At 74.1% G+C, this 11,077-nt stretch carries 12 protein-coding genes and 2 pseudogenes; 10 read left to right on the top strand and 4 right to left on the bottom strand.

What is annotated here, in order from left to right:
• Positions 1 to 227: 227 nt before the first annotated feature.
• Both ABZ951_RS23375 and ABZ951_RS23370 read right to left on the bottom strand, forming a co-directional pair.
• Positions 228 to 1,604, bottom strand: coding sequence for a glutamine synthetase family protein (locus ABZ951_RS23375; RefSeq protein ID WP_344096761.1), 1,377 nt, complete (start codon positions 1,602 to 1,604; stop codon positions 228 to 230).
• A 241-nt stretch (positions 1,605 to 1,845) separates the two neighbouring features.
• The gene (locus tag ABZ951_RS23370; protein ID WP_344096759.1) at positions 1,846 to 2,121 is read right to left on the bottom strand and encodes a hypothetical protein; all 276 of its coding nucleotides are present in this window, start codon (positions 2,119 to 2,121) and stop codon (positions 1,846 to 1,848) included.
• 543 nt (positions 2,122 to 2,664) lie between these two features.
• On the opposite strand from ABZ951_RS23370, the gene ABZ951_RS23365 reads away from it, so the two are divergent.
• The 4 genes and pseudogenes from ABZ951_RS23365 (at position 2,665) to ABZ951_RS23350 (ending at position 5,148) form a co-directional block, all read left to right on the top strand.
• A complete protein-coding gene (locus ABZ951_RS23365; protein WP_344096757.1) occupies positions 2,665 to 2,865 on the top strand; it encodes a hypothetical protein in 201 nt (66 codons plus the stop codon).
• An 87-nt stretch (positions 2,866 to 2,952) separates the two neighbouring features.
• A complete protein-coding gene (locus ABZ951_RS23360) occupies positions 2,953 to 3,987 on the top strand; it encodes a hypothetical protein (RefSeq protein WP_344096754.1) in 1,035 nt (344 codons plus the stop codon).
• 44 nt (positions 3,988 to 4,031) lie between these two features.
• A pseudogene (locus ABZ951_RS23355) lies at positions 4,032 to 4,370 on the top strand (hypothetical protein); the annotation flags it as partial.
• 181 nt (positions 4,371 to 4,551) lie between these two features.
• Positions 4,552 to 5,148, top strand: a complete 597-nt coding sequence (locus ABZ951_RS23350; protein ID WP_344096752.1) for a deaminase — start codon at positions 4,552 to 4,554, stop codon at positions 5,146 to 5,148.
• 17 nt (positions 5,149 to 5,165) lie between these two features.
• On the opposite strand, the gene ABZ951_RS23345 is transcribed toward ABZ951_RS23350, so the two are convergent.
• The gene (locus ABZ951_RS23345) at positions 5,166 to 5,309 is read right to left on the bottom strand and encodes a lasso RiPP family leader peptide-containing protein (protein WP_344096750.1); all 144 of its coding nucleotides are present in this window, start codon (positions 5,307 to 5,309) and stop codon (positions 5,166 to 5,168) included.
• Positions 5,310 to 5,529: 220 nt separating this feature from the next.
• On the opposite strand from ABZ951_RS23345, the gene ABZ951_RS23340 reads away from it, so the two are divergent.
• From ABZ951_RS23340 to ABZ951_RS23320, 5 genes and pseudogenes are all read left to right on the top strand, one after another.
• The gene (locus tag ABZ951_RS23340; RefSeq protein ID WP_344096748.1) at positions 5,530 to 6,459 is read left to right on the top strand and encodes a VC0807 family protein; all 930 of its coding nucleotides are present in this window, start codon (positions 5,530 to 5,532) and stop codon (positions 6,457 to 6,459) included.
• Positions 6,431 to 7,573 (top strand): aromatic ring-hydroxylating dioxygenase subunit alpha, encoded by a 1,143-nt coding sequence (locus tag ABZ951_RS23335; RefSeq protein ID WP_344096765.1) that lies wholly within the window; start codon positions 6,431 to 6,433, stop codon positions 7,571 to 7,573. The genes ABZ951_RS23340 and ABZ951_RS23335 overlap by 29 nt, the downstream gene beginning before the upstream one ends.
• A 153-nt stretch (positions 7,574 to 7,726) precedes the next feature.
• Positions 7,727 to 8,344, top strand: coding sequence for a hypothetical protein (locus tag ABZ951_RS23330; protein ID WP_344096746.1), 618 nt, complete (start codon positions 7,727 to 7,729; stop codon positions 8,342 to 8,344).
• A gap of 88 nt (positions 8,345 to 8,432) precedes the next feature.
• Complete coding sequence (locus ABZ951_RS23325) at positions 8,433 to 9,056, top strand: PepSY domain-containing protein (protein WP_344096744.1); 624 nt, start codon at positions 8,433 to 8,435, stop codon at positions 9,054 to 9,056.
• Between the two features lie 115 nt (positions 9,057 to 9,171).
• Positions 9,172 to 9,273, top strand: a pseudogene (locus ABZ951_RS23320) (NADP oxidoreductase); the annotation flags it as partial.
• 22 nt (positions 9,274 to 9,295) lie between these two features.
• On the opposite strand, the gene ABZ951_RS23315 reads toward ABZ951_RS23320, so the two are convergent.
• Positions 9,296 to 10,183: a GNAT family N-acetyltransferase gene (locus ABZ951_RS23315; protein WP_344096742.1), complete on the bottom strand. Its 888-nt coding sequence runs from the start codon at positions 10,181 to 10,183 to the stop codon at positions 9,296 to 9,298.
• Between the two features lie 75 nt (positions 10,184 to 10,258).
• Here ABZ951_RS23315 and ABZ951_RS23310 point away from each other — a divergent pair, with 75 nt between their 5' ends.
• A complete protein-coding gene (locus ABZ951_RS23310; RefSeq protein ID WP_344096740.1) occupies positions 10,259 to 11,038 on the top strand; it encodes an alpha/beta hydrolase in 780 nt (259 codons plus the stop codon).
• Positions 11,039 to 11,077 lie beyond the last annotated feature (39 nt).

Raw genomic sequence — 11,077 nt, 5'->3', positions numbered from 1 at the left:
CCCGCATCACTCCGCCGAGCCGGCACCCCCACCCGCGGCGATGACAGCGAGCGCGGTGCCCGCCCCGGCCCGGCGCCCGCGCCACGACCGGGACCGTCACCGAAGGGGCGGTCTCCAGGGTCTCCGCCCGGGCGGGGGTCGGCCCCGCGCTCGCTGTCATCGCCGCGGGTGGGGGTGCCGGCTCGGCGGAGTGATGCGGGGCCTGCTTCCCCGGGTGGTCGCGGGGGTCAGTAGTGGTGGCGGAGGGCGTCGGCCAGGTCCTGGGGGCCCTGCTCCCCGGCGAGGGCGATCTCGCCGCGGCGCACGGCGAGGACGGCTTCGAAGAGCGGGTCGCCGAGTGCGGCGCGCAGCACGACGGAGCGGCCGAAGTGCTCCAGGGCGGCGGGGAGCGACGTGGGCAGGTGCGGGACGCCGCCGTCGGCGGGGTCTCCCGCGACCGGGTCCGGGAGGGTGAGGCGGTCGTCGAGTCCGGCGAGGCCGGCGGCGACGACCGCTCCGGTGAGGAGGTAGGGGTTGGCGGCCGCGTCGAAGCACGTGATCTCGGCGTTCGCGGCCTCGGGGTCGTCCGGTGGACCGGGGACGAAGCGCAGGGCCGCCTCCCGGTTCTCCACCCCCCAGCAGTGGTGGGCGCCGGCCCACCGGGAGGGCACCAGCCGCAGGTAACTCGCGGGCAGGGGCGCCCCAAGCGCGAGCAGGGCGGGCAGTTCGCGCAGCACGCCGGCGAGGAAGGCTTCGCACGTGGGGGTCATGGCTCCGGGGCCGCCGCCGTCGCGGCACAGGTTCTTCCCGTCCCGCCACAGACTCAGGTGCAGGTGGGCGCCGTTGCCGGGTAGACCCACCCGCCCCACGGGGGCGAAGGAAGCGCTCAGACCGTGCCGGGCCGCGACCGCGCGGACGGTCTCGCGGACCAGGACGACGTCGTCGGCGGCGGAGACGGGATCGGCCGCGGCGGTGGAGACCTCGAACCGGCCCGGTGAGTACTCGGGGTGCAGCTGGAGGACCGCCACGTCCTGGGCGGACAGCGCCCGCAGGACGTCACCGAGGTAGTCGGACAGCTCCACCACCCGGGTCATGCCGTAGGCCGGACCCGGCCCGGCGTCCTCCACCGGGGCCGGGGCGGTGGGGGTTTCGCCGGGGGCGGCCGGGCGGGTGGTGAGGGTCCACTCGGTCGCGAAGCCCATCCGCAGGCGCAGGCCGCGCTCGGCGGCGAGGCCGGTCATGCGCCGGGCGAAGCGGCGCTGGCAGGCGGGGTAGGGGCTGCCGTCCTGGGCGCGGCGGTCGGCCGGGGCCCAGGCCCAGCCGGGCTGCGCGGCGAGGACGGTGAGCCGGTCCAGGTCGGGGAAGAGGCGGGGGTCGCCGGCGGGGTAGCCGGCGTGCGCGCTGGTGACGGCGGAGTCGTCGGAGAGGAGGACGTCGAAGACGGGGGACATGCCCACGCCCCACCGGGCGGCGTGGGCGAGGCGGGCGGTGGGTACGGCCTTGACCCGGGTCAGGCCGGCGGTGTCGACCCAGGTGAGGGCGATGCCGTGGATGTCCAGGGCGGTCAGCCGGGCGGCTTCCTGCCGGGCCGCCGACGCGGCCTGTTCCCGTTCGGGTGTGCCCACGGCGTGCTCCTCGTGACCTGTGCCGGCTCGGTGGGGGCCGCCGGGCCGCACGTGCCGGCCCGGCCGCCGTCCCTGCCGCCGGGCTGCGATCCGGTCGGCTGCCGCTGTTGCTTTCGTTATGACCGTTATTGAACCGTGCGTTCGTGCCGGCCGCCGGGTTCGCCGTGCCGGGTGTCGTGCCGCATGTCGTCCCGGGTGCCGTGGCGGCGAGGTGTCCGGTGCCGGGGTCCGGCGGGCCGGGTCAAGCGGGTCTGCTGGTGGGGCGGTAGCGGGTGGGGGTGGCACAGGTGGGGCAGGTGTAGCCGTTGCCGTTGAGGTAGGTCCAGCCGAGCTGCCTGATGTGCGGGGTGGCGGTGTGGGCGTGGTGGAGGAGGTACCCCCACAGATCGTCGTCACGGGAGGGGCCGGGGTCGGAGATGACGAGGTCGAAGGTGGTGCGGGTGTCGCAGCCGTGGTGGTCGCAGCCGAGGTAGAACCGGACGGGGCCAGGGGTCTTCCCTGCGGTGGTCAAGCTCATGGATTCACTGTCGGGTGCTTGTCGGCCGACTGGGGGTGTGTTGGGCGGAAGTGTCCCCCGCATCGGTGATGGTAGGTGTGAGGGAGGTTGTGACCGGGTATCCGCGTTTTTTCTCCGGGACGGGGGTGAAGGAGGGGGTCCGTGGAGCCCCCCCGGCGGCGGTGCGCCGACCCGGACGCCCCACACTGCTGACGCTGCGTCAGGGGGCGGTTCCGGCGGGTGGAGCGTCGGCGGTGATGCCCGAAATCTCGGGAATCTGAGGTGGCGAAGGGTGGCGCATTATCGGGTTTCCCTCAAGAGTCGTCCGACGGCCCCCCGCCTGCCTCCAGACTGGTCCGCGGACCAAGGACCACCTCCGCTCCGCGGACGTGCCGCCCGCCTGCCCGCCCGCTCGCCGTGCGGGAGGCCCGCGCCGTCGCGCACCACGCCGGGAGGCGGTCCGGCTGCTCGGGCCGGGCAGCCGGGAGCCATCGGACGCACCCCGAGCAACGTAAGGAGCGCAACGCGCGATCGGCCCCTCTGTCAGCGCGTTGACCTGCCATGTTGGCTACCGCATTGGCCGCCGAGCTGGACGCTGGGCTCGTTCAGGAGCTGGCTTCCGTCTTACGCGAGGCCGGGGCCCAGTACATCGGCGCGGTGATGTTCGCCGTCACGGCCGCCGCCGTCGGCGCCCTGCGCGCCGCCTGGAGACGCCGCGGCCGCGGCCGGCGGGGTGAGGACGCCCCGCTCGCCGGCGACGAATAGACCCCCACACCTTCCGGATGCTCCAGAGAGGTATCGCATGCACATCACTCCCTATCCGTCGTGCTTAGGACGACATGAGGTGTCGTCATGAAGGCGACATTCAACGGGAAGTCGGGAGCCGAGTACGACCGGGACCTGGCCTGGGTCCACCTGCTGACGCCCCGGGTGGCCCAGGGGAGCCAGAAGCAGCAGGCGGACGAGATGGGAGAGGGGGCCGAAGGGGCCGAGGGGGGCACAGGGGGCCAAGGAGGCCGGGGAGCCCGGCGGGACGAGGGCGGCGACCGCTCTCCGTTCCCGGGCATGTACGACTTCCGGGGACGCCTGGAGGAGATCGCCAGGAAGTACGACGACATCACCCGGATCGCCGAGCTGGGGTTCGTCGACAAGACCACGGACACCGACCTGCTGGCCGCCCTCCTGGTGATCCGCAAGCTCCGCGACAAGCTCCTCCTTGACGAAGGGCGCCTCATCTGGGCCGCCCGGCAGCGGAAGGTCACCTGGGCGCGGCTGGCCGGCGCCCTGGAGCTGGGCAGCCGCCAGTCCGCCGAGCGCCGCTACCTGCAACTGCGCACCGACGGTCTCGGCGCCGACGGCGACAGCGGCGGCGGCACGCAGAGCGAGCGGGTGGAGAACGCCCGCGACCAGCGCTCACGCCACGCCGAACGCAAGTGGGCCGCCCGGAACGCGCACGAGATCCGCACCCTGGCCCGGCAGCTGGCGGCCGTACCGGACCTCCAGGAGCGCGCCGACCGCTCCCGCGCCGCCCGGCTCATCAACGAAACGGCCGTCCAGGACGCGGACCTGGCCGGCCGGGACCGGCCGCAGCCCATCCGCATGCAGTGGCCCGACCGGCTGCGGGAGGCCCTCGAAGCCGACGCGGCCCACTGCGGGGCGGGGCCCGTCCAGGGCGCCTCCGACATCGACACCGCACGGCTGAAGACGATGGGCGAGGCGGGCAACGCCCACCGGCTGTTCGGCCTCATCGGCTACGCCGCCGACCCCGACGCCGCCGACCTCGCCGACCACGCCGAACTGATCGCCCGGATCACCGGGCTGTACGAACGGGCCGGCAGCGCCTCCCCGCGCAGGCCCGGCCGAGCCGGACCGGGAACTGACCGCTGACCGGGAGCTGACCGGGAGCTGACCGGGGCGGGCCGGTGTGCGGAAGCGGGCCCGACGGCGGGGCGTTCACCGTCGGCGGCGAGACGTACCGGGTGGAGAAGGGCATCGCCGAGTACGTGCTGCTCGCCCGGCTGACCGGCCCCGAGGGCGGGCGCCCGGTCTTCCTGGCCTCGGGCCAGCGCAGCGTCACCAACCAGGCGGCCGTCCGGCACCTGGTCAGGCACCACACCCGCTACGCCCGGCGCTACGGGCTCGACGGCACTTTCTGTGTGCTGCTGAAGGTCGTCAACTCCGACGCGTACGGCCCGGATCTGGTGGAGCAGGTCGCCGACGTCACCGCGGCGGCCACGGCCGTCGGACCGGGGGCGGGCTCCGGCCGCTGATCCGAGCGCGGGGGCGCACGCGGGGCCGGGGCAACGCCCCCGGGCCACCCACGATCTCGGTCCGGCGGACACCCCGCGCAAGCGCACCGGCATTTCGTGTCCCGGTAAGTCCCCGATGAGTCCCCGGTAAGGTGCGGGCGGGCCCGTACTCCGGCCCGCCGACTGCGGAAGGTGACGTCCGATGGACAGCGCCGGCTTGTCACGACGACAGATGATGCTGGCCGCCGCGGGAACGGGCGGCGCCGTGCTGCTCACCCACGGGACGGCCGCGCCCGCACACGCCGCGGGGAGCCACGGACGGACCCGCTGGATCGGTGACTGGCCGGAGTTGCTGAAGAACGCCGCCGTCGAGGCCGTGCCGGCCGCGGTGGAAGAGGCCCGCCGGGGCCGCCGGCCCTTCGGCGCGGTGCTGGTCGACCGGGCGTCGGGCCGCGTCCTCGTGCGGGAGGGCAACGCCTCCGAGGGCGGCGATCAGACCGCGCACGCCGAAATGAACGTGCTGCGGTCGGCTGCCGCCCGGCGCGTGCCCGTGGCCGGTCAACTGCTGGTCTCCACGGCGGAGCCCTGCCCGATGTGCGCGGGCGCCCTCCTGTGGAGCAGGGTCGGGGCGATCGCCTGCGGCACGTCCATCGCCCGCCTCGCGGCGTACGGGGTGCCGCAGATCGACATTCCCCTGACCGCGCTGGCCTCGCACTCGCCGTACCCGTCACCGGCCCTGGCCCTGGGCTTGCGCGCCGACCTCACCGACCCCCTCTACCGCGACTTCGACGCCTGGTAGCTCAGACGCCTGGCAGCTCAGCCGCTCTCCCGGGGGTCGAAAAGGTTGAACGGCGCTCCGGGAAAGTCGAACAAGGTCCCGTGCCGGTGACCACGCGTCAGCTCCGCGAACTCACCGACCTCCTCGACGGCGGGCGGTTCGTAGCTCTCCGGCTCTTCCACGGGTGATCCTCCTCGAAACTGGGCTGCGGTGCGGGGGGCCCGCACCGCAGCCCAGCCTGTCCCCCTCCCCGCCGGGTACACCCGACGGACCCCACCGCCACTCGAAAGGGTGGCCGGGCCCAGCGGAGGAGACCGCGCCGGGACTCATACGAACGGTGTAGCGCCGATCTGGTCCGCGGCGGCGATTCGTCCGTCTCGCGCACTCCCTACCGTTTTCGGTATGACCCAGTCCAGCGGTCGCCCCGCCCCCTCGGAAAACTTCGCCCCTCCGGAGACCCCGGCCTGGCGGGCGGCGGCCACCCCGCTCCTGTTCGACCTGGTCCTCCCGTTGGCGCTCTACTACGCCCTGCGGTCCCAGGGCACCGGACAGTGGCAGGCGCTGATGTTCAGCGGCGCCCTCCCGGCGGCCCGGGTCGCCGTCCTGTGCGCCGTACGCCGCCGCGTCCCGGCCTTCGAAGCCTTCATGATCGGCATGCTGGCGGTGCGCGTGGTGACGTCCCTGTTCACCGGGGAGGCCCGGATCCTCCTCGTCAAGGACGCGTGCCTGTCGATCGCGGCCGCCGCATGGGTCCTCGGCTCGCTCCTGACCTCGCGGCCCTTCGCCTTCCAGCTCGGCCAGTACTGGTCCACGCCCGCCGCGGCACACGCCCGCAACGCGGCCTGGCGCGGTTCACCGGCGCTGCGCGCCACCCTGACCCGGCTGACGCTGCTGTGGGGCGGCAGCGAGCTCCTGGGCACCGCCGCCGGCGTGGCCATCGCGCTGACGTGCCCCGTCGAGGCGGTACCGGCGCTCAGCCGCGCCAAGGGCCTGCTCCTGCTGCTCCTGACGGCGACCGCGACCGTCCTCCTCAGCCGCCGCTGGGGCCGCCGGCACGGTCTGGCCCCGTTCGGCCCCGACCCCCTGCGCCGCGGACATGCGACCGCAGCGCCCCACCAGAACGGCGAAGCACATGACGAAACACACGGCCGAGCACACGGCCCAGCACACGGCCAAGCACGCGACGAGTACGGAAGGAATCCCCGTCATGGCCCCCGACAAGACCCCGGCCCCGACACCACGGACCGCCCCCACCACCCCGGAGCAGGAGACTCTGCCCGGCATCCTCACCGAGCTGCGGCGGGTGAGCGCGCTGCCTCTCGAACAGGGTGAGACCCTGCCCCCCGCGGCGTACACCTCGCCCGAGATGTACGCGCACGAGACCGAGCGCGTCTTCGCCCGGGAATGGCTGTGCGTGGCACGGGCCGAGGACCTCCCCGAGCCCGGCAGCTACCTGCGGCTGGACGTCCTGGGCACACCCCTGGTGATCACCCGCGACGAGGACGGCGACCTGCACGCCCTCTCCCGGGTCTGCCGCCACCGCTTCATGGACGTCCTGCCCCCCGAGACCACCCCCCGGCAGGGCACCCTCCGGCGCCTGACCTGCCCGTACCACACCTGGACGTACCGCCTGAACGGCCGCTTCGCCGGGCGGCTCGCCGGCGCTCCGCTGATGAAGGAGGTCGACTTCGACAGCGGGTCCTGCCGGCTGCCGGCCCACCGCGTCGAGGTGTGGCACGGTTTCGTCTTCCTCAACCTCGACCCCGACGCGGCGTCACCCGCCGCGGAACTGGCCGGCCTCGACCGTGTGCTGAGCTCCCACCGGCTGGCCGACTGGGAGAGCGTGGCCACGCAGACCTGGACGGACGTACCGGCCAACTGGAAAGTGGCGGTCGAGAACGGCTCGGAGAACTACCACCACATGGGCACCCACGCCGCCACCCTGGAGCCCTACCTCCCCGGCCGCGACACCAGGGTCGACGCGTGCGACGGCCGCTGGTTCACCATGTTCACCCCCTTCTCCGACTTCTCGCGGGCCCCCGCCCCCGGCGGCACGGGCCCCGGGGAGGAGCCCGGGCCCGCGACCGGACAGGGAGCGTCGAGCGATCCGCCGGGCATGCTGATCGCCGGGATATTCCCGCAGACCGTCCTGGCCGTCGTGCCCGACAACGCCGTCTGGATCCGCTGGATGCCCACCGGCCCCACCACCCACGACACCACCATCACCCTGCTGGTCCCACCCGGTGTCCGGCAGGCACCCGGCTTCGAGGAGTACCTGCCTCAACTGCGCGAGCAGGTCAACCGCATCCAGGAGGAGGACCTGGTGGCGGTCCGCGGCGTCCAGCGCGGACTCTCCTCCCGCCCCGCCCCCTCCCACGGCCGCTTCTCCCACCTGGAACGCCCGTTGTGGCAGTTCCAGCGCTACCTCGCCGACAAGCTGCTGTGACGGACGCGTCCACCGCCCCCAACCCTTGCCGACGGCAGGGAAGTTACGGAAGCCTGAGGAGCCCGCACCGCCCGCCGACGGGCCCGAGCGCCCGGAAGCCGGGCCGCGCCGGCGGGCTCCGCCACCGACACCACCACGAAACGGGGAACCCCGATGACCCACCGCACCCGCCTGCGCCGCGCCGCGGCCACCGCCCTGACTGCGGCGACGGCGGCCGCCCTCACCCTGACCGCCACCCCCGCCACCGCCGCCGCGGACGTGCCCGCCTTCCTCGACCCCGGCCAGCTCCCCCCGCACCCGAGCTCGGCCTGGTACGGCGGGCCGGTGGCCGGCGGGGTGCCCGACCCGCTCCCGTTCTGCGTGGGCGGGGCGCTGCCCGGCGCCACCTCCCGCCACCGTCAGTTCTGGACGGAGTTCGACACCAACGCCGCACAGATCACGGTGGTCGAGCGCGACGAGGCGAGCGCCAGAGCCCTGGCCGCGCTGCTGGACCAGGCGATCCGCGCGTGCCCGGCCCGCGCCGAGCAGGAGGACCCGGACGTCACCGCCGAGTGGCGGAACTACGGGCGCCTGGACGTCGAGGAAGGCGCGACCGTCCACGGAGTGCGCACCTCGCACGCCGGGACCGGCAACGACGTCCACCTCTTCGCCGTCGGCCGCGACGCCCGGACCGTCACCGTCGTGCGCTGGGGCCAGCTGGGCACCTTCGCCCACGCACCCGTCGCGGACTTCAAGAAGACCACCCGCACGGCCGTGGCCAAGCTCCACTGACACGGCGTCCGCACGGGCCCGCGTAAGTCACTCCTCCGAGGGTATGTGGCACCACCGACGATCCAGCAGGAGGTGTCACAGTTTGTCCATGGTACGAAACACCACAGTCTGCGCCCTGTTCCTCGCGGGAGCCGCCACGCTCGGTCTGAGCGGCTGCTCCGACTCGGATTCCGACAAGCCGAAGGACAGCGCCACAGGCACGTCCACCCCGTCCGCCCCCTCCAGCCCGGCAGGCGCGTCGGGCAGCCCCTCGGCCGGGGTGTCCGGCGCCCCGGCGTCCGTCCGCGACGCGATCAAGGCGCTGGACACCGCCGACCGTGCCGTACCGGGCGGAAAATCCTTCGACCTGGAGAGGGAGACGGACGCCTCCGGCACTCGCGTGTGGGACATCAAGACCGCGTCCAACGGCAAGGACCAGTACAACCTCACCGTCTCCGAGGACGGCGCCAAGGTCGTGAACAAGCGTCAGGACATGACGCCGGACGACGACGTCGCCAAACTCAAGGACGTGAAGATCAGCGCACAGGAGGCGGCGAAAATGGCCGCCGGCCACCGGCAGGGTGATGACCTGAAGTCCCTGGAGATCGACAGCAACGCGGCAGGAAAGACCGTCTGGCAGGTCAACACCGTCAAGCCCGGCGGTCAGAGCGGAACCGAGACGCTCCTCGACGCCCAGTCCGGCAAGGTGCTCGGCGACAAGACCGACGACTGAGGACCGACGACCGAGGACGGGCAGGCCAAGGCCCCGCGCGACGGGATCCGTCCGCGCGGGGCCGACCCACGAGCGGACCGCCGCACCGGGCGCGGAATCAGCGCACGCCTTCCTTCAGCCCGGAACGCCCGTGCACGGCCGGTCGGTCGACGCCGCAACGGTCCGCGGCCTCCTGGCGAAGGCGAGCCCCGAGCGCACCGCGGAGTGGCGGGCCTGACCCGGCGCCGGCGGCCGGCGCGTCAGCCCGCGGCACCGGCAGGCCCGGGGAGGCGCCCGGGCCGGGTGTACGACCACAGGTCGTCGACCTCGGTGAACCCGGCGGAGTCGTAGAGGGCGTTGGCCGCGGTCCGGTCGCGGTCGCCCCCGGGCGGTTCGTCGTCGTCGACGTACAGCACCACCTCGGCGGCACCGAGACCGGTGAGGAGATCGAGGGCGGAGCCGAGCAGCGCGCGGCCGAGCCCGCGGCCGCGTTCCCCCGGGCCGACCTCGATCCACCACAGCACACCGACCCCTTGCACGGGGTGCCCCACCACCGCTTCGGCCACGGCCCGGCCGTCCCGGCGCACCAGCAGCCGCCACGCCGCCTCCCGCTGCGGATCGGGGCCGGTCTCGACGCCGTCGAGTACGGGCAGACCGGGCCGCGGCAGCTCCGCCCGCAGAGCGCGCCACAGCCGTTCGCCGGTGAACCCGGCCCGCTCCAGCGCGGTGCGGGTCGCCCTCCGGCGGGCGACCGGCAGCGCTTCCAGGCCGAGGGTGAGCGCGGTGGAGAACTGGAACGCCTCCACAGCGCGCGGCGCCAGAGCCGACAACGCACGGTCGATCAGCGCCCTGGCCACGGCCTCGTCCTCGCGGCAGTGCAGCCACAGGATCAGCCCGGTGTCGTCCCCAGGGCGCAGCGCCCAGGAGATGACGCCCACGACGTGGCCGTCGGGCGTGGTGGCCACCTCCACGGCCGGCGGGTCGAGTGCGGCCCACCACTCGGCGTCAACGGCCGACCGGCCGGCCAGGGCGTGCGCGAGCATTTCCGGGGTCACCAGCGGCTGGCCGGGGAGCCGGTCGGCGTCGATCAGTGCCAGGACCGCCGCCCGGTCCGTGGCGCGGTAGGGGCGCAGCGTCAAGGGGAGCATGCCCTCCATCATGGTCGCCGGGCGCCGGTCGGATAGCCTCGTCCTTCCGTGCACGCGAGGGGTGGGGGACAGAACGTGCGGCATGCCGTGGTGACGACCGAAGGCGACCGGATCCGCTGGGTCGAGCTGCCCGGGCAGGACCCCGCCCGCGTCTACGTGCACGGCCTGGGCGCCACTTCCCCCGCTTATTTCGCGGAGACCGCGGCCCACCCGCTGCTGACCGGCCGCCGCTCCCTGCTCGTCGACCTGCTGGGACACGGCATCAGCGACCGGCCGACGCACTTCGACTACAGCCTGGAAGCACACGCGGACGCCCTCGCCGAGGCGCTGACCGCCGCGGGCGCCACCGGCGCCGAGCTGATCGCCCACAGCATGGGCGGCTCCGTGGCCGTCGTCCTGGCCGCCCGCCACCCGCACCTGGTCTCCCGGCTCGTCCTGATCGACGCCAACCTCGACCCGATGACCCCCTCACCGTCCGCCGGGGGCAGCAGCGGCATCGCCGCGTACTTCGAGGAGGAGTTCCTGGCGGGCGGCTGGCAGGAAGTACGGGACCGGGTCGGCCCGCACTGGTGGTCCACCATGCGCCTGACGGGCCGGGAGGCCCTGCACCGCAGCGCCGTCCACCTCGTCCGGGGCAGCGTGCCCACCATGCGGGAGCTCCTGCTGGACCTGAGCATCCCCCGTACCTACCTCCTGCCGGAGGCCGACGGGCCGCTCCCGGGCGCCGACGCGCTCACCGCCGCCGGTGTCGACGTCGTCCCCGTCCCGGACTGCGGGCACAACATCATGCTGGACAACCCGGAAGCCTTCGCCCGCGCCACCGCAGCCGCCCTCACCGACCCGCACCGGGTGTGACGCACCGGCCCTCCGGCCCCGGCACCACCGACCCTCTCG

It is taken from the genome of Streptomyces sp. NPDC046215 (genome assembly GCF_040646215.1).
Classification (GTDB): Bacteria; Actinomycetota; Actinomycetes; order Streptomycetales; family Streptomycetaceae; genus Streptomyces; species Streptomyces stramineus.
Note: the sequence above shows the minus strand (reverse complement) of the source record. Positions and strands in the feature narration are given on the sequence as shown.